Consider the following 20,855-nt stretch of genomic DNA (forward strand, 5'->3'; position numbering starts at 1 on the left):
AATTAAAGTCCCCAAAGCCATCATAATTAAAGGGTGACACCCATGAGCGAAGCAAGCCAGGCTTTGCAGAAGATTGCGAGGGGAACGGGGATAATATTTGCCGGAACCGTTATCTCGATGTTCTTCGGGTTTTTGAGCAGGACCTTGATTGCGAGGTACTTTTCCACAGGGGAGTATGGGGTGTTTAATCTAGCGTTGACCGTTTTGAGCATTGCCCTTGTGATAGCTACGCTCGGCTTTCCAAATTCATTGCCGAGGGAGATTGCTTTTTACAAAGAAAAAGACCCCTCAAGGATTGATAAGCTGATCCCAACTGCATTGATAATCGTCGCGCTGAGCAGCATCTTACTGGTGATGTTCTTAATCCTCGAAGCGGGAAACATTGCTCGGATTTTCAAAGATGAGAGATTGGCTCAGGCATTAACTGTAATCGCTTTTGCCCTGCCATTTTCCGCTCTAACAAGCATTATAATCTCAATCTCCCGAGGCTTTGGCAGGGTCAGGGAGAGGGTTTACTTCCAGAACGTTGTTTATCCTACTGCGTTCCTGCTCCTCATCATTTCTGGAGTGCTTTTGAACCTCGATTTTAACTTCGTATTCCTTGCATACATAACTGCTCAGGCTTTTACGCTTCTGGCTTTGATGGTTGATGCATCACGGATGAAGATCTTACGTTTCAGATTTTATCTCGATCTGGCACTTGGGAAGGAATTGATAGCCTTTTCGATTCCGTTGCTCTTCACCGGAATTCTAGGTTTTGTCATGACCTGGGCGGACACGCTGATGCTGGGCTACTATAAAGGCTCTGAGGTCGTTGGTCTCTACAATTCAGCATCACCAATAGCCAAACTGCTACCGGTATTTTTAAGCTCGGCATCTTTCCTTTACGTTCCCTTAGCTTCGGGCTTCTATGCCCGGGGAAAGCTTGATGAGATGGGCAGGGTTTATCAGATTTTAACGAAGTGGGTGTTCTTGCTGACTTTGCCCCTCTTCGCTCTAATGTTTCTTTTTCCCAAAGCGGTTATAGTGTTCTTCTTTGGGGAAAAGTACGTTCCGGCAGCTCCGGCACTGCAAATCCTTGCTACTGGCTTCATGTTCCATACTCTACTGGGGTTGAACGGGTTGAGTTTGATAATAGCCGGCGAGAGCAGGTTCATATCTCTCTCAACATTCATTGCCTCAGTCCTCAACGTGGTTTTGAACACTTTGCTGATACCAAATTACGGAATGATAGGGGCGGCAACTGCCACTTCGGTTTCCTATCTTGTGTCCAATCTGCTGAATTCCATAAGGCTGTATCAGGTAACAAATATCCACCCGTTCAGCCGGAACTACGTGAAGCCTCTGGTTATTAGTTTTGTGCTTTTGGGGATAATTAAGGCATTGCACCTGAACGTGCCAAACATCTGGTATGCGATCCCGGTTTTGGTTGTATTCCTTGCGGTCTATTCGCTTTTGGTTCTTTTAAGCAGGAGCGTTGATAGGGAAGATATTGACCTTCTGCTCGCAATTGAGAAGAAAATGGGAATTGATCTGAAGATAATAAAGAAAATTTTAAGGAGGTTTGTTTAGAGTTTTATCTTTGGAACTTTTGCTATTGTTGCTGTTTTCAGGAACTTTATCACTTCTTTTTTCATATGTTTTACGATATCATCTGTAACTTCAATGTTTGGATCGTATGATTTGATTTTTTCAAACTTCCAGTCTGTAACATTGAAAATTCCTTTAAAGTTCTTGTAGTAGATAGCTATGCGGTATTTTTCAAGCTGCTCGATGTTTCTCTTTTCCTCTTCGTTTGAAGGTTCTCCAACATTTAGATGAGTTCCGTAAGATTCTGCAAATACCGTCTCTTCATATAGAATAGAATCATCGTCTAAATCGTTCCCTATAATTCCGAAAATAAACGGTTTAAGCTTAGTTAAGCTAATGTACTTTGAGTCCTCCGTTACATGCTCAATTTCATAATCTGTTGGGTATTTTATCAGTAATGGGACTCTTAAAAGCTCATCATAAAGGAAAGTTCCGTGATTTATCCTGCCATGCTCACCCAACAACTGGCCATGATCACTAGTCACAATTATTAGAGAGTCGTCAAAAATTTCCGTTTCTTTGAATATTCTCATCATCTCTAAAATTTTCTTGGTTACATACTCAACCTCTTCAGGATACTTCTTTCTCCAGTTTTTAACAAGATTTGGGTCAACAGGTTTGTTTCTCTTTAAATTTTCTAGGGTCTCTTGTATAGGTTTCTCAAAAAGAGAATAAGGCTCGTGAACTTCCATTAGATTTATGAAAATAAACTTTGGCTCATTTGTTAGAGTGTCCGACTTTTTCAGTTCTTCTATGATATCTCTCGACCCTTTTTCTTTGGGCCATCCTTTAAACATTGAAAGTGCTTGATTTATATACAATCTCCTGATAACATGTTCTAAACTTATTTTAACAAGCAATTTGAAGTGTTTCTCTAATAAAAGAATTCTAATGATCTCTGATTTTGTTTTCCAATTGTGAATTTGCTTAAGTCTCTTCAGCTTCTCTCGTTCGGATAGTGATAGCATTCCATCCCACATTTTGCTTAATAATGGGGGCTCGTAAATATAATCAAAACCGCTGAATCCAAATCTTGGATGAATGTAAGGGTTCGAAGTTAAGAGCCAACTCTCATACCCAAGTTCTTTTAACCGAATGGTCATGGTATAACTGTCATTGAGTTTTACATCTGCGCCTTTTTTGCTTTTGGTTTCATGTGCTCCGTGGAGTGCAGGATAAAACCCGGTAAACAGAGAAGCGTGGCTTGGAATTGTCCAAGGTGCTGGGGCTATGGCATTTTCGTAGGATATAAAGTCTAACCTTTTAAGCTCCGTTTCCAAAGGCTTGGCATAATCTTTTCTTAGAGTATCAATGAGTATAAATATCACATTCACATAGTCCATACCCCTTCCTCCTGCCTAGATCCTTGGATAGTATTTTATCATACGATATTTGGTGAGAGATTTTTTGAAATTTTTAAGATGCCTTCAAAAGTGTTCTATAAATCTTAATAGTTCTCTTAGCAAGCGTTTCCCAGGTTCTCTTGTTTTCTATATATCTTATTGCGTTTCGTCCTAATTTCACTTTCAAGACGGGATTATCAATAATTTTTAATACAGCTTTTGAGATGGCATTTGGATCTTTATCGGGTACGAGTATACCGTTGACGCCGTCCACAATTGTCTCTCTAAGACCTCCGATATTACTTGCAACGACTGGTTTTCCCATAACCATTGCTTCTGCTAAAAATATTGATGTCGCTTCTTCTAAACCTTTAATATGAATCGAGGGAACTACCACTATATCCACCGCGGCTAAATATTCTGGAATTAAATCATTGGGTAAATTCCCCACAAAGATTACATTTTCAGTTATGTTCAGTTCATGCGTTAATGTCTCTAACTTTTTTCTTAACGGACCATCGCCAGCAAGTATTAACTTTGTTTTAGGATTTTCTTTTAAAATTAATTTCATTGCTCTAATCAAATACTCTTGGCCATTCTTTGGAGTAAATGCCTTTGCATGAAAGATAATAGTATCTTTTTGTGAAATATTGTATTTCTCTCTAATTAGTCGTTTTCTGTTATTATATGACAATGGATTAAATTTGCGCGTATTTATACCATTTGGAATTACGATAGTTTTATTAGCATGCTTTATTCCGAACTCTTTAACAATCCAACTTTTTATTCTAGTATCTACAGAGATTAGAACATCTGCTTTCTCTACAGTCATTTTTTCCAGCCATTTTAAAATTCTATATCTAAATGAACCTTCTTTTAGTTTTTTATGAGCTACAAGTTCTATTGTTGGATATGAATGGAAAGTAATAACTTTCTTTGCTTTTCTATTAAGAAATACCGCATACAGCAAGTATGGGCTTAAATTGCTTCCTTGAACATGAATTATATCTGGTTTTATTTTCTTTACCTCCCATGCTAATCGGATTAAAGCAAGAATAGGAAATATATAGTACAATTTTGGAGCTTTTATTAAAATCACTTTTGCGTTACCTATCTTCAAAGTTTTTGACTCATTGCCAAATGAGATCACATATAACTCCAATTCATCGAATTTACTCAAACTCCTAACCAAGTTTATCGTGTGAACAGCAACTCCTCCACTCAGCTCTTTTTCGGACCATTTTGCGAGCATTACCACTTTCATGTTCACACCTCCTATTGTTAGCTAAAATATACCCGCACTTCCCCATTTTCATAGATCTTATTGGAATTCCTGAGAAAATTATAAAACTGTTTACTTGGGCGGATTATTTCTAATAATTTCCCTTTAGCTCCAAAAAGCGGAATAGTGAAGCCCTTTTGAAGGTCATAATTCCTTATAACTACCAATCCACTTTTATATGTGTTAGGATTTTTGGGATTAATAAAGTTCTCGGGCCTAGCCAGACTTGTGTTTACAAAGATGAGGTACTTTGAATTTGCATGGACTTCATTAATATGGAGTGAATTCAAAAATAACCCTGAGTAAATTTCTGACTCTGTTAATGCCTGTCTATTGGAGAGTTTCGTTGCATAAATTTGACTATTTGGATTAACAATTGGAGAAGTTATCATGAAGAAGACCAAAATACATGTTATTAGAGATGCCACATATTGGAAGTTACGCTTTGATAATATTTGAGAAGTTATTATAATGCCAACACTTCCAAATATGCTCATAATGATTTCTATGAAAGGAAACCACCTACTAGGTAAACTCTGGGGATATAACACAGTAAGAATGTACGGAAGAGGGATGAATAGTAAGGCGAAAATTGATAATAGTGACGATTTTTTAATTTTCTCCTTCTTAGGATAGTCCTCTGTTCTTCTCCGGTCTAGATGAGAGGACAGGATATAAAACCCACCAACAATTCCCCAAAACATCAAAATGACCATTCCTAGATCATATAAGATAATATCGCTCCAGGTGTATAATGGAGCTAATGTCGCCGATGTGATGAAGGTTTCTTCGGATGTGAGAGCGTGTTTTACTGATAAAATGAAAAGCTCAAAAAAGCTTGTCTCTCCACTACTAGTGGACATCATCCACTTAGTCAGAGTGAGTATGACAAAGAATAAAATAATTGACCTCGATAGGGTCATCTTGCTTATTTTCAACAATTTGGATGTAGCAAGTATTACGGAAAATGTAAATATCAGAATTAATGGGATTAACGGATGACTAAAAAGTGTTACTATAAGTGCTATAACCAACAGGATGTATGACTTAAGTGTGGGTTGGGTAGATAGGATTAGATATACAATAAAAATAAAGAATATTACAGTAAATGAAGAAGGAAAGTACATATATCTTGGTTGTAATACATGAGGAGAAAGGGAAGCTAAAAGCATTGACATTAGAGCGATCTTTATATTGAATAACTTTGTCACTAATATAACAAGAAAAAGTAGGAACAAAATCTGAATTAACGCCATATTAAGTTGAACTAACTTTAGATTGTTTATGTTTGCAATCACCTCAATAAAAACGAACAGTAGGTGATATACTGGGTAATAACGGTAGTGCCCATAAAAATCATCAATCCTGCCTGAGAGGATAATGCTCCTTATGAATTCCACGTGATATGGGGAATCATTTCCGTAAGGTCCAGGAAACAAAAACAAAAATGCCGTACTTAGCGAAATGGAGATAAAAAGAATTTCGAGTAATATTAAACTCACATGAAGTCTTGATAAAGCATACTCTTTTAGAATTTGAAATGATGTAAAGGCACTGAGCAAAGAGACAATTAGAAAGTAATATTCTGGTAGGTGATACTCATATTTGGAGTTTATGGAAATAAAAATTGATACTGTTAATAAATAGAAATAAGACATAGACGTTATCTTAAGAATGTGGGAATTGTTCTTTATCTTGCCTCCCTCTTCAAAGAGTAGTGACAAGTTTAGGCGTCTTGACATTAACAGTGAGAAACTAAAGGCCAATAGAAATGAAATCCCAATATGCTCCTTATTCCAGTGATGGAAGTAAGAGAGAATAAAAGCAAGTAGTCCCCCTACAAAATAAGCAAAAAATAGTGCATAAAATAGTATGCCAAATGTAGAGTTAACATGATTATCATGACGCCTATTCATTATAGTTCCCCCTTGTGAACATTGTCTGAATTACCTCTTTTAGACGTTCTTTTTCAAAATATTCCCGTATTTCCCTATCTGGAATTCTCTGTTTTTTGAACATCCAAGAATTTATGTATCCTTTAAACATCCAGATCCCTAGTTTAGATTTTTTGCTTAGATAATAGAAAACGTTTAGGACAATCAAAACAGGATTGTATCCAAGATAATACATAGCCCTGCCTTTATTTATGTATCCTTTTTTTAAGCCTTCCTTGCTACCTCCAACTCTATATTCATAAAAAGGTAAGTTCTCTACTCTTTTTGTCTTCCAGCCTTTATTAATAGCTCGTAATACGATAACCACATCAGGTGAACAAGTTATTGGAAATCCGCTTACATCCTCTATACATTGAACTCTATATAACCTCGTGTCTGGAAGTTCATAAGAGTATGTAGAAACGTATTTGATGGGTTTTCCATCTTTTATTAAATATTGGACTCCACTTGCTATTCCTAGACGATTATCTTTTTGGAATTCTAATAATAACCTCTCAAAATAATTGGGAGGTATATTAACGCTGGCATCGACTTTGCCTATATATTCTAACCTAATCTTCTTTTTTTTGGCAATCCATTTGGCATATTCGTATCCTTCCCATACAGCTAATGCAAAATTTAGGTGTGGATGTTTATTTCTGAAATAATGTTTTTGGGTTATTACGTATATCCATTTGTGTGGATGGTTATACTTTTTTGCAAGAGTATTTGCATATTCAAAACTCCCATCAGTGCTATTTCCATCCACAATAACCCAGATTACTGGCTGTATTGTTTGACTAGTTATGTTCTTAAATAAGCTATCCATATTTTCAATTTCATTTCTTATTGGAGTTATCAATGCATAACTCATGATGTGTCCCCCACGGATGTTAAAGAGTACTAATTGTTCTCTGAATATTATCTACCGCACCAATATGGACTCTTTTAGTTTTAATGATTTGCTTTATCTTTGTTTTTAAAATATTATTGTACAGTCTAATCCAGTTATTCTCTGGGAAGATGTAACTATATGCAAGAATATAATTCGGAAAAGCACGCCTTTGTAATATTGATGGAATTACGGTTGTATAAAGCTCTGCAATATTATTAGATATCATCCTTAACAATAACGCATCTTTATTATTTGTGGTGGGGTTTTTTAGCTCTTTATTAGTAAATATCAGGTAAAATATTGATCTTAATTTAACGCTTTCGTTTTCCCATATTTGGGGAATGATAGAAGTTTCTTCCCTAAGAAAATATAATAGCCGGATCTTATGATAGAGTGACAAATTTTCCCTTTTAGAATATTTGACAATAAATTCGAATATTTTGGGGAATATTGGAAAGCTGTGTACTGTATAATTCTCCAAGTCAAGTATGACTCGATCATCCCCTAAGACTCTATATCCACTTTTGATGCTGTCCATTATTATAGTAGTTTTTCTACTACCCGCTCTACCAACAAATATTTCTGCATGTTTATTTTTTGATATGCCTCCTGCATGGAGCAACATAAACCCTCTTAGTCCTAATGCTAGCTCGATCATTGGAAGGAGGGCTAGATCTTGTGCCAATAAATCCGGCGCTAAGAGTTGGTAGATTCCACGAATTTTTCCATGAAAATTTATGATTGTAGGAGGTCTCTCAAAACCAATAATCTCTAATTTCCACGAGGCTTTTCCATTAGCGGTATCAGAGCAATGGAAATAATTATCCTTAATGTAATACTTGTGATCTACAACATACGAGCCGCTGAGGTCTGGTTTAAATGGTCCAATATTAAGGATAATATCTGGATCTGTTATGTCTTCATCAACTTCAAAATAACTTAATGGGAAATTAAGTTCTGGGAGTTTTGCTTTGTTTTGGGTATTAATTTGAATAGTTAAAATATTATGGATGTTATAATTTCTAGTTAGTGCCATTGTTAACAACCTCCAAAATTTTTTCTATTGTCTGTGTGCTGATTCTGGTTGGGGGTATGATCCTATAATACTCAATATCATCATCCAGATTTTCATCGAGTTTTCTCTTATAAGTTTCCCAGTGACGTGACAGAGGAGAATCCGGGAAGAAATAAGAATATTCATAAATATATCTGTTAAACAGAGGAAATTCTAACATTTGATTGTAAACGAGATGATCGAGGACTTCTTCTTTTTTAGTCTCAATGATTTTTGGTTCTATTACATCTGTTCTCGGGAAGATAATAACCATTTTTTCGATTTTGGCCTTTTCGCACATACTATTTATCACTCTCTTTGGATTTACTTTAGTGAAAAATTTTGCATACCCTTTAGTCATTCTATATATCAAATGTTTAATCTGCAATTCAATTTTTTGCTTTTGTGTTAGATTGTTCTTGATAATCGGAGCAAGATTATACGTAAATATGCTCAAAGAGGTTGGAAAGCTTAGTGCAGTACTTTTATGCAAAATCGTGAAATTATCTCCAAGAAAACCAAAACCATGTTCAACCAAATGTAGGGCTATTGTAGTTTTGCCTCCTCCTCCCCTTGTTGAAAATAAAATCGCCTTATTATCCTTGCATAGTGATGATGCATGGATCATCGGATAGCCCATCTCCGCTAGTTTGAAATGTATTAGAAAATCTATGACATTCCCGACGATAAAAATCCTACCTAGCGGGTTACAAGAAATCCTTATATGAGTCGTTGAAGCTTCTATTCCCTCAATTTCGAAGCTCCACTTAGCACCTTTATATTGCTCATGGGGAACATAGATATAATCTTGGCCAAAATAATACTTTCCATCGCCAACATTGTAAGTATTTGAAAGCTTGGGTTTGAATTTACCAATTTCAAATATTATATCCAAGTTTTCGGGTTCATCTTCAACTTTAAAATTGGCATAGTGAACTTCAAATTTGTCCATAAGTCGGTTAATTATGCTTGTTTTATCAATTACTGCAAAATTAAGGATATTGTGGACAGAATAATAGTTCTTTTTTACCATATTATCTCCTCCAAGGCTCTTTTTAAATTGTTAGGGAAGTTAGCCTCATTATTTTTGGAGATTTTTTCAATTTTTTTGGCAAGCTTGAGTAGTGTTTTTGTATAATTTGCAGGATAGTTTGCCAAGGAAGTTACAAGGGAATATAACTCTTCCTCAGTATGTGCCACTTCAGAAAGCCCACTATGCTTCATGAATTTTGCAATTTCTAATTGATGGTCATCATTGTGCTCTCCATATCGGCTCAATCTTGGAAAGAGTATCAAAATCGCTCCATATTTCAGAGCAAGGATAATACTGCCCACTCCTCCATGTGATATAATGATCTTGGAATTCATATTAAAACGTATAATATCTTTGTATTCGGGAACAAACAAGAAATACTTAGCGTTTTTTGGATTATATTTGGTTCTTCCTTTTTGTATCACCATTTCGTAGAATTCCAGCTTAGGTGAAATCTCATCAACTAGTTTAATTAACCTATCAAAAGGAGCCGTTCCTATTGTTACAAACACTACATTTTTCTTAGTCATTTTTGACTGATTAATATGCGCTCTTTTTGGTACTAACACATTTCCGAGGTATTTTGCTTTTGAATATCTTTCAGCTAGTTTTTTCCATTGAACAACAAATAAGTCCGAGATACGATATACAGCTTTTCCCGTAAATGAGAGCTCATCAATTCTACAGACGCTCTCTATGTACACCTTTTTTATATTCAAAAGACTCGCAATGTAAAACGCTGGAATTGCAATTTCAGAACCAGTTGATATCAAAATATCCGGTCTCTCTTTTAGTAATATATGGAGCTCCTTAATAAAGAGTAGGAAAAAATGGGCAAAAAGTATAATACTCCTTTTTATTCCTGCTACTCCGGGATACTTAATAAGCAGATTTTCAATTCTATAAATTTTTTTTATTTCTTTGGGCAGATTCAAAAAGTTTTCATTGTATGTTATCAAAAAGATTTCATGCTCTCTAAATGCACTTGTTAATTGTAATATCTCTGTCAAATGTCCTCCAGGTGAGCATATGATTCCTATTTTCATTTTATGCTTTCCTCCAGTATGTTTTCTTGCATCTCTAGTATCCGTTTCCAGTCATATTTTTCTTTTACAAACGTTCTCCCAATTTTCTTGAAGGATTTCTTTAGTTCGTTATTATTGTAAAGCGACAAGATTTTTTCTTCCCATTCTTTGGCTGTATTTGCATAAAGTACTTTCTCTCTAGCAATATCAACAACCGCAGGCAACGGTGTGGATATAACAGGCCTCTCACATGCCATATACTCGAATAATTTGAGGGGCAGGGCATGTTCAGTTATAGAGTTTAGCTTAAACGGGATGACTCCTACATCCATCGCGGAGATGTAGATAGGCACCTTAGAGTAGGGAACATTGGCGACAAATCTAACTTTTTCGATAACACCATATCTCTTTGCAAGCTCTATATTTTCTCGATATCTGCCCTCTTTCCCTACAACTACGAATATAATATCTTCTGGGAGTTTTCTTAGGGCTTGATATATGGGTTCAAAGTCAACCCACTCTCTCAACACTCCAACATAACCAATGACAAAATAATCCTCTAAACCAAATTGAGACTTAGTGTTACCATAATCTTTAAATAGCTCAGTGTCTACGCCATTTGGCAGAACTACAGTCTTATTATCAGGAATGTTGTACTTTTCTTTTAGGTGACTATTTGTAACAGTGATTTTTTTAGATAATTTAATGTTTCTCTTTAAAATTTCTTTTCCTACTCTTGCGCCGATAGGTCTTAATGGTCTTGGTATTTGGGGAGACTCGCTTATCATCCCAACCAAATCGTCTGCAAGGTCAAATATTGTAGGAACGCTCTGTTTTAATAGAGATTTGGTCGCAAAATATCCGAGGGTAAGGCTGTTGTAATTTATGTGAACATCAAAGGATCTATTTTTGAGCAGACGCTTAATAGCAAAATAGGAATAAACATTTTCTTGGATAACTGGGCTAACTTTTTTGTCTGTTATATACATTATGTCTACTCGTTCTAGTATCTTTTCCCATTCTTTACTGTATTTTTCAAAGTTGTGCTGTTTTCCTTTCCACCAATCATTAATGCTAACTAAGGTTATATCATGATTCTTGGAGAGATATCTTACAAATTGGTGAGGTCTGTTGTGCTGTGATTTAACAAGGTCTACTATTGAAGTCATTAATATGTCCATAGTGTTTTAATCCCTCCTAACCATCTTTGCTAAAACGTTTAACGTCAGCCCGGCGATAAACAGCTGAATTCCTATGAGTGCAAAAATCCCCGCGGCTATTGCCTGGGTCAGGAAAACTCTTCCGCCCTCCCAGTAGGGCTCCAGTGCAAGGTATGCAAGTACTCCCGCGGTTATGAAGCTTATCATACTCAGGGCACCGAATAACAACAGGGGCCTTCTGTAGCCGATTAAACTCACGACCTCCATTAACACGCCAAGGCCATGGGCTACCGGGTGCTTTTTATGCCTGTTCGGCACGTCGTACCTTACATTTATAGGGACTTCCTTAATTCTTAATCCCTTCTCCGATAGCTCTGCTATCATCTCGCTCTCAACGTTATAGCCCGAGAAATTTAAACTTAACGATTCCAGGGCTTTTCTGTTCAAAGCCCTGAACCCGCTCTGTGAATCGGTTACCTTAACTTCGGAGGCCATGTTCGTGGTCAGGTTTAAAACGCCCAACCCGATTCGCCTGTAGAACGGGATGTTTTTATGTGCCCCGTTTAGATACCTCGAACCTATAACGAGATCCGCCTCGCCCTTCATTATCGGCTCCAATACGAGTGGAATCTTATCTGGATCATGCTGTCCGTCGGCATCAATGCAAACGACGGCATCGTAACCCTTGGCCAATGCATACTCAAACCCCGTCCTGAGGGCGTTCCCCTTCCCTCTGTTGGTCTCGTGCCTTAAAACAGTCGCTCCCGCCTTCTTAGCGATCTCATGAGTCCTATCTTTGGAGCCATCGTCAACTACCAGAACTTCCCCGTACTTTTTGGCCAGAGCAACGACCGAGCCGATGGTTAACTCTTCATTATACGCTGGGATGATGATTAGGATTTTGTGTTCCATGACACTCACCGGTGAAATCGTTACAATATCTTTAAATTAACATTATAAATTTTAGCCAAGGGTATCATTTGCTAACCTGAAACATAATACGTATATTCTATCTTTTAAGTTTTTCTAACCATGGGAGATATTTTGGTTCGCATGTGGAACGTCATTTGATGGAAATCGTCCTGAAGGATGTCAGATTAGAACATTTCTTTAACATTGTGGTACTTGAAGACTACTATTCATGCTGAAACTTGAATAATGTTCCCCTCTGGACATCCAAAGGACATCTTAATGACGTTCGGATCATCCACTGTGGCCGGAATTCTACGCTAGTTTATTTCAATCCCCCGCCCGTAGTCTCATGGGCATCTGCCATTGTCCGGGTGTCGCTGTTCCCATCACCGAAAACTTTTTAAATCCTCTTCCCTCCCTAATTTCGGACACGCCCCGGTGGTGTAGCCCGGTCAATCATGCGGGACTCTCGATCCCGCGACCCGGGTTCAAATCCCGGCCGGGGCACCAAAACCTTTCTCGCGGGCCCGTGGCTCAGCCTGGTCAGAGCGCCCGCTGATAAGCGGGAGGTCCGGGGTTCGAAGCCCCGCGGGCCCACCAGTTTTACAAACTTCGCCTTCGCGAAGTTTGACCAAGGTTGGTAGCTCCTTTTTGAGGTGCAAGTTCTTGAGAGGTTTCTTACATTAAAAGCATTGTTTTAAGTGAGAACCTATCTAAGGACTCATCGTAAAGGGTTTAGCCATAAAAAGACGCCCGTAGGGCGTCAGAGGAAGTAAACCCACTTCAAGGACTCCCCTAAACAGGTTCTCACTCAAAAAGGAAACTTCAACTTGGAAAACCAACTCGTAATAACGCCTTTAGTGATGAGCTACGAACTTTTGGTGAAGCTTTTTTCAAAAGCTTCAGCGCTGGCGGAAAGATGGCGTGTAATTTTAAATGTACTTGCTTTAGAGTGGTTCACTCTTTAATCACCAATTTTGTAGGATTTCACTTCCGACAAGGCGTTCAAAGAACGCCAGAATGAGAGTGAAACTGTTGAATGGGCGGGTTTTAAAGTTAAACCACCATTCTAAGGGCGATTTTAATGTGCACGCTTTAAGTTCCAGCCAAGTTGACAAAAAGGGAAATCTTTTGGTCAAACTTTGCTCTGCTTAACGAAACTTAACGAATGTACGGACAGTTTGGGTGCTAGCCTTCAGCAACCTTTGCTGGACAAAGTTTCAGTGCTGGCGGAAGGTTTGCGCGTGGTTCTAGGGACACTGTCCTTCGGAGATTATAAGACAGAAACCAAGTTAATCTCCACCAAATTTGGGCTCTAGTCTGTTCAAGTCGACTAAAACATGGGGGATTTTGTTCTGTTTGGACAGACTATAATGTGGTGAGGATCTTTCCTCAGGAGCGGGGAGAGCCGGATTCTTGTCCTCTACGGCCTCCGTGATGTTGGGAAGACAACGATGCTTGCCCGGGTAAGGAATTTTAGTTTCATTGAACTAGAGCCCGGTTAAAAATAGTTTTCTCAGGCTGGCTCTAACATCATCGATTTTTTCAGGGTACAGCATCCCCATTCTGGTCCGGACTTCACGTTTTGAGACGGAGAACATAATGTGCGGCTTTATGAGGCTCGGCCGGATAAAGGCCCCCCATAAAGGCAAACGTCATCTCCCGTTATTTCAACATTGTACTCCTTGAACCCGCTCCCAAGTTTGGACGTTATTTGGCAGACCACGATGCTGTTGCTGACTCTGTTGAACTTTGAGTTTGAGAGGATCAAAACGGGGCGGGGCTTCTTCTGTGCCGAGTCGGTAAAAGGAAAGGCCACCGTAATAATCTCCCACTGCTGGAGATCTCCTTTGGGCTCACATCTCTGGCTCATACTTCACACCCTTAACCTCGCTCCAGTACTCGTCGGCCTCGCTTTCCCAATCCTCGGCAAGGATGGGCTCTACCATCTTCTGGATAGCTTTCAGGTACTCTTCATCCTTGGTCTCCTTTGGGAGGAATTTGTTTCTCATTATGAAGTCCCTGAGGGCCTCTTTGATGACCTCACTCCTGCTGGAGTAGTACCCCGCCTGAACCAGCCGGTCTATTTCGGCCACTAGTGCCGGGGGAATCCTGGCGGTGATCTTCACGCTGGCACCCATTTGTATCACCATTTAACCCATTTGTCCGACATCATAAAAAGGTTTCCACAGGGGGCGGAGCCCCCCAGTAATTCAAATAAAACCGGGGTGCGGGGTGGAACCCCGCATCTCACCCTATCAAGTGAGTAGTTATAGAATGCCATAGGTTATACCCATTTAACCTCATTCCAAAAATGTTATTAAGAAAGTTACCATATTGGCCACTATATGCAAAAAATTACTACCTCACAAAAACTGAACAGGTAATAATGCGAGCAATACGAGGGACTGATATAGTGAGTACTGACGAGATTAGAGGGCTCTTTCCAGGTCTCAGCAGGGGAATGGTTAAAAAGGTCCTTTGGAGCCTCTCAAAAAAGATACTTTACAAGGCTGAAGAAAGGCCTCTACCTCGTCAATGAACATCCTGGAAACCCCTCAATAAAAACCCCTATCGGATAGCCCTTGTCATATTCCCAGGATATATAGCCTTCTCTTCCGCCCTGAGGCTTTACGATCTGCTTGACTACGAGCCGTTCACGATATTCGTGGCCACACCGAGAAAAATCCGGTGAGAGAACCATTGGGGAGTGCACGATCAAGGCCGTTGCCCTGGGAGAAAAGGCCACAGGAATGACGCTTAAGGATGGAATCTATACATCCACCCTCGCGAAGACGTTCTTCGACTGCTTTTACAAGCCGAGATACTGCGGGGGCTACTCCGAGATAACCAAGGCCTTTTATGAAGCCGGAAAACTTGACTGGGACGAATTCTTGGGCTACTTCGAACGCTTTGCCAGCGACTCCCTCTGTCAGAGAACTGGTTACGTCTTGGAGCTCCTCAGGGACGATCTCGGAGTTGATGTTCCGGAGAGGGTTCTTAACTATATAATGGGCAGGGTTAGAAGCTGGACGAAGCTCGTTCCAACTTTTCCCTCCCTCGGGAGGAGCATTAAGGGGTGGAAAGTGATAGACAACCTTGGAAAGGAGAAGATACTGGGGTGGGTCTATGGATGGGATAGAAAGCCTGAAGCTCAGAATTGAAGAACTTGGCCAGGTGATCCCTCTGTAGTTTGCGCCTTTCCCCAGAGAAAGGTTTATAAGCCAACTCCCTCAATGCCCACCAGTGATTAAAAACCACCTTTCTTGGAGGTGTTCGCAGTGGAAGCCAAGTTGGAGATACCCGTATGCACATCATGCGGAAAGGAGATAACCCCCAGGGAGCACGCCACTCACTTCGTCTGCCCAAACTGTGGCGAGGAGATCATCTGGCGCTGCGAAAGCTGCAGGGTCCTCTCAGTCCCCTACAAGTGCCCCAAGTGCGGCTGGGAGGGGCCGTGAAGTTTAGGAGGTGAAAAGAATGGCTGACTACAACCTTGTTGGCGTTATAAAGGTCATGCCGACCGACCCGGATGTCAACCTCGACGAGCTCGAGGAGAAGCTCAAGGCCGTCATCCCGGATAAGTTCGGCCTCGCCAAGGTCGAGCGCGAGCCGATTGCCTTCGGTCTCGTTGCCCTCAAGTTCTACGTCCTCGGTAAGGACGAGGAGGGTTACTCCTACGACGAGGTTGCCGACCTCTTCAGGCGGGTCGAGAACGTCGAGAGCGCCGAAGTTGAGACCGTTTCAAGGATCTGAGCTTTTTTATTTGTTTTTCATTTGTGCATATTGCCATTTTTGTAATGTTACAACTTCATTCAAAGTGTTAGAAAGCTATTTATAGTTCTTGTGCATAAGTTTCCATTGACCATATACATCCGCTTTCTTTTCTTTGTGGGCTCTAAGGAGGTTATATATATGAAAAAAAGTTTGAGTATGCTGGTGACATTGTTGATAGTTGGGTTTGTACTGGCCAGCGGATGCTTGGGTGGAACATCCACAGATGAATCCCCCACGACTACCCCACACTCATCCCCCACCACCCCAACCGTTCCGAGCTCATCCCCTACACACACCACGACAACAAGCACCTCACCGGCAACTTCAAGCTCAACAACAGTCACAAGCCCAACAACATCGTCGCATTCAACAACCACGACAACCACGACAACCTCAACCCAAGCCCCTGCTGAGGAAGCCTACTGGAGTCATCCGTGGGAATACGCTCCTGTGGAAATTGGAGATGCTATGTATACCATCACATACTACAGGTACGCCTATAAGGTTAGGCCAAATCAGACTTCACCCGTTTATGAATACATCTTGGAAAAACATGTGGAAAAGACAAAAATTCATGTATATGGGCAGGATATGAGATTGAACAAGATTGATCTGGGAGAACATGAGGTCTATGCCTATGAAACGGTTGTAACGCCCGTTAAAGCAGTTTCCATGGACAGTAAGCTCGTCATCACCATCTGGTATGTATCGAACAAGAGCAACGCATTCCTCTATCCATGGGACGTTTCCTGGTTTGCCATGATATCTCCCTACACTCAAAACACAGAGTTCGTAGGTATGGAATTTGAGTACAAAGGAGAAAAGTTCCTCTTCATGAATCCAGCCCCCTTCCAGAGTGGATTATTGCCGTACTTTGAGGGGAATGATGAGTTGCTGGGCAGTCTCAATGAGGATCTCACCAACATTTACATGGGATGGGTTTCCGTGCTCCATCTGGCGGTCTGGAGTGCCATAGCTGAAGAAAATCTCATGTCCCCCTATCAAGGCACATGGAGCGATATGCAGGGCCATACCTGGAGGTACTCAATAAAACCTGATGGAGTGGTTTCAATCGGGGGTTTTGATTTCAAAACGGCAGACGTTGAATGGAGCTATGCAGGAGTGCCAGAAAACGTTACTCTAAGTGGGTCTGGGAAAGTATCCCCTTCCCTTCCGATTCCGATTTTGGTGGAAGGAAGTTTCTCCTACAAGGAAAACAATAGATGGAGAACTGTTTATGCCTACTTGGAACTCAAGGAGTTAAGGCTTGAGAAGGTGAAAGGATGAGGCATTTTCCATTTTTTATTCTTATCCTCTTCTCCGTGGTGATTTCAGCGGCCTGCATTGATTCTCAAGGAGGAACACCATCTTCCCAGCCTTACCCATCACATACACAAACAGCTAACGTGCCCTCGACATGGAGTATGAAACTCGTCTGGAACATCTCCACAGTGGGTATACCTTTTATGGACATGGCCAAGGACGGAAGCCTTTCTGCGGTTATAGATGATCACAGGGTGCACCTCATTAAGCCCACGGGGGATAGTGTATCCATTGACCTTCAGGGAAGCGATGCCATTCAACCGGTAATAACTGGGGTAATAGTCAAAGGGGGAAACGTCTATGTGCTCGGGAATTATGAGGCGTTCTCCGGAATGAGAATTTACTCATGGGATGGAAAAGTCGGCGAAATAAGGGTTGGGAGTTTTGCAGACTGTATAATGAGGTCCCCGGATGGTAGTCACATGTGCCATCTCGTGACACTGTCTCCGACGGAACAGCTTTTAACATGCGATGGACTAAAAACGAAACTTGAATCAACGGACTATGCCATAAACGCCATTTCCGATACTGGAGTCGTGGTACTGAGGAGGAAATTGGCGGGTGAAGCCTTAGTAACAAAGAACGGGAAAAAACTCTTAACCCTGAACACTCCCAGCGTTATACCCCACGATGACAAATTGCTCGTGAGCGAAAACAATACCTTAAAAATCCTCGCCCTTAAGGGGGAGGTACTGGCGAGCAGGGAAAAGGCCGGTTTTGGATTGACGACCCTCTTAAGGTGGACTCTGATTCCTACAAAGCGTTACATCTTCCGGTATGAACCCTTTGGAGATACCCACGTCTTCACCTGGAATCTAACGGAGGTTAAGGTGCTACCGGGCTTCCCGTACTTCGCCAACGAGAACTTCGTAGTTACTGCCAAGGGGGAGACGATTCGTTGCTACTCGCTGAATGATTTCCACGAGGTTTTCAACGTCAAGGTTCCAGGGGATTCCATTGGCTACATAAGGCTCAGCGACGATGGGAAGGTTATGCTCGTATCTGGAGAAACCGGAAACTTCTGGCTTTATGCGGAAGGGTGAATCCTAAAGGGACATATTCAGTTTGGGCTTCCTCAGTTCATCGATGAATTCCCTGAGCTCCTCCGGGATCTTGCTGTAAATTTTTTCAAGGCTGCTTTCCTCACCAAGTTTAAACTTTGCGAGCTCCCTCAAAGCTTCAAAGAAAGTTCTGTAACCTTCATCATCCTTGAAGGCTTCAACAAAGAGCCCGATGTTCTCGTGGATGTCCTCGTAGGCCTCCTCGTTGAATAGCCCCTCGATGAAGTCAACGAGCGTGTCGAAGACGAGGCCGAAAATCTCTTCGTTCGTATCGACGGCCTTCAAGAGCGCGTCGCGGAGGGCCCTGAAGGCCTTTCCGTAGTCCTCTCTGCCAGCCCAGATCTCAGCTTCTACCAGCTTGGCGTTTATCTCTATCTCGTTGTCCCTCGGGTTCTTGAGAACCTCGTTTATCAGCGCCTCGGCCGTGTTATAGTCTCCGAGTTCGTATCTGAAGTGCGCCAGGTCGAGGAGGCTTATGAGGTGGTTCTTCTCGTCGCTGAGCCTCTCGAATATGTCCCTCGCGCGCTCCATGAGCTCTATGGCTTTCTCGGTCTCGCCGATCTCGTCGAGGTTCACCGCAATGTTGGCCAGCGTTAGCGCTATCTCCCTCTCGTTCTTGAGGACTTTCTCCTCAAGCTTGAGCAGCTCCTCATAGGTCTCTATTGCCTCCTCTGGCATGCCAAAGTGCTCGTAAGCATCGGCCAAGTAGTAGAGCGCCGTCGCGTACTCCTCCGGATCTTCCTTTTTCCTCTCGGCTATCCTCTTGTAGAGCTCAATGCCGCTCTCGGCGTCGTCGAGGTGAGCGTAAACGTGAGCTATCTCGTGGGCCAAATCGTAGGGATCCTTGCACTCGATGACGACTTCCTCAAGCCTCTTCAGCTCTTCCCTCAGAGTATCTTCATCTTCGATGTTCTCAATGTAGTCGTCAAACAGCTCGAGCAGCTTCTCGCAGTCCTTCTCGGCTAACGCCGTTTCAAACTCGTTCATTCCTCATCACCTGCCTTCGATTAGCCTAAACCAGTTAAAAAGGTATGGGCCTATATCCGGTCGATGTGCCATCAAAGACTTGGACCTTGCTTGGTTCTAAAGGCTCGGGAACAATGACTAGTGCTAAATCCCTGGTTAGAGGAAGGGGTGGAGCGTACAGGGAAAGGCTTGAGGGGCTCGGCATCGAGGTCCACATGAACGGATGGATCTAATTCTTTTCGTTTTTGGTATCATCAAAAACCATAAGTTTGGAACTTGTTGTTTTAAAAAGTGTTAAAAGTTAGCTACATCCCATCGGTTTTGTATTACTAGATTTGAAATCAGTGGCACAACATGGTGGTGAGCACAATGAAATCCCGCGGAAAGATATTCACCCTGTTTCTGGTCGGCGTCTTGCTCCTCGCCGTCGTGGCGAGCGGCTGTATAGGTGGCGAAACTACTACAACGACCATCACCGCGCCCTCTTCCAGCCCAACGGAGGCTGCTTCATCCCCAACAACCACCACTGCCGCTCCCAAGTACCCGATAACCGTTACGGACTTCGCGGAAAGGACCGTCACCATAGAGAAGCCGCCCGAGAGAGTGATAGTGCTCTCCGGCTACTGGGCAGAGATACTATGCGTCCTCGGCGTCCAGGACAGGATAGTCGGCATAGGCAAGTACGTCCCCTATGACACCTACCTTCCGGATGATGTGAAGAACAGGACAGTCGTTGGCAGCAACTTCAAGGGCCTCAACTGGGAGACCGTCGTCGGCTTAAACCCGGACCTCATAATAATCGACTGGTACGGCGGCAAGTACGCCGACGCCGAGACGATACAGAAGGCGGAAGAGCTCGGCATACCCGTCATAGCGCTCACTGCTAGGACCATCGAGGACAATGTGAAGGTCGTCGAGCTCCTTGGAAAGGTCTTTGATAAAGAAGAGAAGGCCGGTGAGCTGGCTGGATGGATGGAGGAGAAGCTCAGCGCCGTGAAGGAAACCGCCGCCCAGATTCCGGAGAGTGAGAGGAAGAACGCCCTCCTCATAAGTGCCCCCAAGGACATCGCGGGCCCGGTCACTGTCTACGCCAACGGAAGCGCGTGGGCGAGCATGGTGGAGCTCATCGGTGCCCACAATTTAGCTTCCGACATGACCTTCGATACCCAATGGCCCAAGCTCGACCTCGAGAAGATAATCGCCTACTGGGGCAACGACACGGACGTTTTAATCCTGACGTCATTCAGTCAGGACAGGCTTGAGGACGCCATGAACGGCATTAAAAATGACTCAAGGTGGCAGGAAATCAAGGCCGTGAAGGAAGGACACGTCTACGGCATCCTCGCAGGTTCAAAGGGCTATCTCGACTGGGGCCCGAGGATAATAGTCGGCCTCTACCAGATGGCCAACATAATCTACCCCGACCGCTACCAGAGCTGGGAGTCGGTCAGGGACGAGCTGATTGAGAAGTTCTACAGCCCGTTCTACCCTGGTGAGTGA

Annotated in this window: 20 protein-coding genes and 2 tRNA genes; 9 read left to right on the forward strand and 13 right to left on the reverse strand. The window is 42.0% G+C overall.

Translation table 11 applies throughout. The features are described 5' to 3' along the window. Positions 1-42 precede the first annotated feature (42 nt). Positions 43-1,572: a flippase gene (locus tag A7C91_RS05150; protein ID WP_068665505.1), complete on the forward strand. Its 1,530-nt coding sequence runs from the start codon at positions 43-45 to the stop codon at positions 1,570-1,572. Here the strand turns inward: A7C91_RS05150 and A7C91_RS05155 are convergent. The 9 genes from A7C91_RS05155 to A7C91_RS05195 all read right to left on the reverse strand — a co-directional run bounded on the left by A7C91_RS05155 (position 1,569) and on the right by A7C91_RS05195 (position 12,228). After that, positions 1,569-2,933, reverse strand: coding sequence for a sulfatase-like hydrolase/transferase (locus A7C91_RS05155; protein ID WP_068665507.1), 1,365 nt, complete (start codon positions 2,931-2,933; stop codon positions 1,569-1,571). The genes A7C91_RS05150 and A7C91_RS05155 overlap by 4 nt on opposite strands. A 73-nt stretch (positions 2,934-3,006) precedes the next feature. Continuing rightward, positions 3,007-4,197: a glycosyltransferase family 4 protein gene (locus A7C91_RS05160; RefSeq protein ID WP_068665509.1), complete on the reverse strand. Its 1,191-nt coding sequence runs from the start codon at positions 4,195-4,197 to the stop codon at positions 3,007-3,009. 17 nt (positions 4,198-4,214) lie between these two features. Continuing rightward, positions 4,215-5,393 carry a hypothetical protein gene (locus A7C91_RS05165; RefSeq protein WP_234394479.1) on the reverse strand — a complete coding sequence of 393 codons (1,179 nt, stop codon included), beginning with the start codon at positions 5,391-5,393 and terminating at the stop codon, positions 4,215-4,217. Positions 5,394-6,123: 730 nt separating this feature from the next. Continuing rightward, complete coding sequence (locus tag A7C91_RS05170) at positions 6,124-7,023, reverse strand: glycosyltransferase family 2 protein (protein ID WP_068665513.1); 900 nt, start codon at positions 7,021-7,023, stop codon at positions 6,124-6,126. A 19-nt stretch (positions 7,024-7,042) separates the two neighbouring features. Then, positions 7,043-8,080, reverse strand: coding sequence for a hypothetical protein (locus tag A7C91_RS05175; RefSeq protein ID WP_068665515.1), 1,038 nt, complete (start codon positions 8,078-8,080; stop codon positions 7,043-7,045). Next, positions 8,067-9,131 (reverse strand): hypothetical protein, encoded by a 1,065-nt coding sequence (locus A7C91_RS05180; RefSeq protein WP_068665517.1) that lies wholly within the window; start codon positions 9,129-9,131, stop codon positions 8,067-8,069. The genes A7C91_RS05175 and A7C91_RS05180 overlap by 14 nt, the downstream gene beginning before the upstream one ends. Continuing rightward, positions 9,125-10,177, reverse strand: a complete 1,053-nt coding sequence (pssD, locus tag A7C91_RS05185) for a PssD/Cps14F family polysaccharide biosynthesis glycosyltransferase (protein ID WP_068665519.1) — start codon at positions 10,175-10,177, stop codon at positions 9,125-9,127. The genes A7C91_RS05180 and pssD overlap by 7 nt, the downstream gene beginning before the upstream one ends. Continuing rightward, positions 10,174-11,337 carry a glycosyltransferase family 4 protein gene (locus A7C91_RS05190; protein WP_068665520.1) on the reverse strand — a complete coding sequence of 388 codons (1,164 nt, stop codon included), beginning with the start codon at positions 11,335-11,337 and terminating at the stop codon, positions 10,174-10,176. The genes pssD and A7C91_RS05190 overlap by 4 nt, the downstream gene beginning before the upstream one ends. A gap of 6 nt (positions 11,338-11,343) precedes the next feature. Further along, the gene (locus tag A7C91_RS05195; protein WP_068665522.1) at positions 11,344-12,228 is read right to left on the reverse strand and encodes a glycosyltransferase family 2 protein; all 885 of its coding nucleotides are present in this window, start codon (positions 12,226-12,228) and stop codon (positions 11,344-11,346) included. A 432-nt stretch (positions 12,229-12,660) separates the two neighbouring features. Here A7C91_RS05195 and A7C91_RS05200 point away from each other — a divergent pair. Both A7C91_RS05200 and A7C91_RS05205 read left to right on the forward strand, forming a co-directional pair. Next, a tRNA-Glu gene (locus tag A7C91_RS05200) sits at positions 12,661-12,738 on the forward strand. 13 nt (positions 12,739-12,751) lie between these two features. Then, positions 12,752-12,828, forward strand: a tRNA-OTHER gene (locus A7C91_RS05205). A gap of 1,012 nt (positions 12,829-13,840) precedes the next feature. Here A7C91_RS05205 and A7C91_RS05210 read toward each other — a convergent pair. Beyond that, a complete protein-coding gene (locus tag A7C91_RS05210) occupies positions 13,841-14,101 on the reverse strand; it encodes a type II toxin-antitoxin system PemK/MazF family toxin (protein ID WP_068665524.1) in 261 nt (86 codons plus the stop codon). Beyond that, complete coding sequence (locus A7C91_RS05215) at positions 14,085-14,369, reverse strand: ribbon-helix-helix domain-containing protein (RefSeq protein WP_068665526.1); 285 nt, start codon at positions 14,367-14,369, stop codon at positions 14,085-14,087. The genes A7C91_RS05210 and A7C91_RS05215 overlap by 17 nt, the downstream gene beginning before the upstream one ends. 612 nt (positions 14,370-14,981) lie before the next feature. Here A7C91_RS05215 and A7C91_RS11715 point away from each other — a divergent pair. The 3 genes from A7C91_RS11715 (at position 14,982) to A7C91_RS05230 (ending at position 15,984) form a co-directional block, all read left to right on the forward strand. Beyond that, positions 14,982-15,392, forward strand: a complete 411-nt coding sequence (locus A7C91_RS11715) for a type IV toxin-antitoxin system AbiEi family antitoxin domain-containing protein (protein ID WP_234394299.1) — start codon at positions 14,982-14,984, stop codon at positions 15,390-15,392. A 117-nt stretch (positions 15,393-15,509) separates the two neighbouring features. After that, a complete protein-coding gene (locus tag A7C91_RS05225) occupies positions 15,510-15,689 on the forward strand; it encodes a zinc finger domain-containing protein (protein ID WP_068665527.1) in 180 nt (59 codons plus the stop codon). A gap of 19 nt (positions 15,690-15,708) precedes the next feature. Continuing rightward, entirely contained in the window at positions 15,709-15,984 is a 276-nt protein-coding gene (locus tag A7C91_RS05230; protein ID WP_068665529.1) for an elongation factor 1-beta, read from the forward strand. Positions 15,985-16,043: 59 nt separating this feature from the next. Here A7C91_RS05230 and A7C91_RS10770 read toward each other — a convergent pair whose 3' ends face one another. Continuing rightward, positions 16,044-16,391: a hypothetical protein gene (locus A7C91_RS10770; RefSeq protein ID WP_082871983.1), complete on the reverse strand. Its 348-nt coding sequence runs from the start codon at positions 16,389-16,391 to the stop codon at positions 16,044-16,046. 64 nt (positions 16,392-16,455) lie between these two features. Between A7C91_RS10770 and A7C91_RS05235 the strand changes: the two genes are divergently transcribed. Both A7C91_RS05235 and A7C91_RS05240 read left to right on the forward strand, forming a co-directional pair. Further along, positions 16,456-17,292 (forward strand): hypothetical protein, encoded by an 837-nt coding sequence (locus A7C91_RS05235; RefSeq protein ID WP_199919972.1) that lies wholly within the window; start codon positions 16,456-16,458, stop codon positions 17,290-17,292. Beyond that, positions 17,289-18,371: a hypothetical protein gene (locus tag A7C91_RS05240; RefSeq protein WP_234394300.1), complete on the forward strand. Its 1,083-nt coding sequence runs from the start codon at positions 17,289-17,291 to the stop codon at positions 18,369-18,371. Before A7C91_RS05235 ends, A7C91_RS05240 begins: the two co-directional genes overlap by 4 nt. Before the next feature lie 3 nt (positions 18,372-18,374). Here A7C91_RS05240 and A7C91_RS05245 read toward each other — a convergent pair whose 3' ends face one another. Next, a complete protein-coding gene (locus A7C91_RS05245) occupies positions 18,375-19,376 on the reverse strand; it encodes a tetratricopeptide repeat protein (RefSeq protein WP_068665533.1) in 1,002 nt (333 codons plus the stop codon). Between the two features lie 348 nt (positions 19,377-19,724). Here A7C91_RS05245 and A7C91_RS05250 point away from each other — a divergent pair, with 348 nt between their 5' ends. Continuing rightward, on the forward strand, positions 19,725-20,855 hold the full coding sequence (locus A7C91_RS05250) for an ABC transporter substrate-binding protein (protein ID WP_068665535.1): 1,131 nt from the start codon (positions 19,725-19,727) through the stop codon (positions 20,853-20,855).

The sequence above is a fragment of the Thermococcus piezophilus genome (assembly GCF_001647085.1).
In the GTDB taxonomy this organism is placed as follows: domain Archaea; phylum Methanobacteriota_B; class Thermococci; order Thermococcales; family Thermococcaceae; genus Thermococcus; species Thermococcus piezophilus.

Bases quoted from the DNA above. Each gene is read 5' to 3' on its own strand.
- A7C91_RS05150 (WP_068665505.1), top strand. From the start codon at position 43: ATGAGCGAAGCAAGCCAGGCTTTGCAGAAGATTGCGAGGGGAACGGGG.
- A7C91_RS05155 (WP_068665507.1), bottom strand. From the start codon at position 2,933: ATGGACTATGTGAATGTGATATTTATACTCATTGATACTCTAAGAAAA.
- A7C91_RS05160 (WP_068665509.1), bottom strand. From the start codon at position 4,197: ATGAAAGTGGTAATGCTCGCAAAATGGTCCGAAAAAGAGCTGAGTGGA.
- A7C91_RS05165 (WP_234394479.1), bottom strand. From the start codon at position 5,393: ATGTCAATGCTTTTAGCTTCCCTTTCTCCTCATGTATTACAACCAAGA.
- A7C91_RS05170 (WP_068665513.1), bottom strand. From the start codon at position 7,023: ATGAGTTATGCATTGATAACTCCAATAAGAAATGAAATTGAAAATATG.
- A7C91_RS05175 (WP_068665515.1), bottom strand. From the start codon at position 8,080: ATGGCACTAACTAGAAATTATAACATCCATAATATTTTAACTATTCAA.
- A7C91_RS05180 (WP_068665517.1), bottom strand. From the start codon at position 9,131: ATGGTAAAAAAGAACTATTATTCTGTCCACAATATCCTTAATTTTGCA.
- pssD (WP_068665519.1), bottom strand. From the start codon at position 10,177: ATGAAAATAGGAATCATATGCTCACCTGGAGGACATTTGACAGAGATA.
- A7C91_RS05190 (WP_068665520.1), bottom strand. From the start codon at position 11,337: ATGGACATATTAATGACTTCAATAGTAGACCTTGTTAAATCACAGCAC.
- A7C91_RS05195 (WP_068665522.1), bottom strand. From the start codon at position 12,228: ATGGAACACAAAATCCTAATCATCATCCCAGCGTATAATGAAGAGTTA.
- A7C91_RS05210 (WP_068665524.1), bottom strand. From the start codon at position 14,101: ATGAGCCAGAGATGTGAGCCCAAAGGAGATCTCCAGCAGTGGGAGATT.
- A7C91_RS05215 (WP_068665526.1), bottom strand. From the start codon at position 14,369: ATGGGTGCCAGCGTGAAGATCACCGCCAGGATTCCCCCGGCACTAGTG.
- A7C91_RS11715 (WP_234394299.1), top strand. From the start codon at position 14,982: ATGACGCTTAAGGATGGAATCTATACATCCACCCTCGCGAAGACGTTC.
- A7C91_RS05230 (WP_068665529.1), top strand. From the start codon at position 15,709: ATGGCTGACTACAACCTTGTTGGCGTTATAAAGGTCATGCCGACCGAC.
- A7C91_RS05240 (WP_234394300.1), top strand. From the start codon at position 17,289: ATGAGGCATTTTCCATTTTTTATTCTTATCCTCTTCTCCGTGGTGATT.
- A7C91_RS05245 (WP_068665533.1), bottom strand. From the start codon at position 19,376: ATGAACGAGTTTGAAACGGCGTTAGCCGAGAAGGACTGCGAGAAGCTG.
- A7C91_RS05250 (WP_068665535.1), top strand. From the start codon at position 19,725: ATGAAATCCCGCGGAAAGATATTCACCCTGTTTCTGGTCGGCGTCTTG.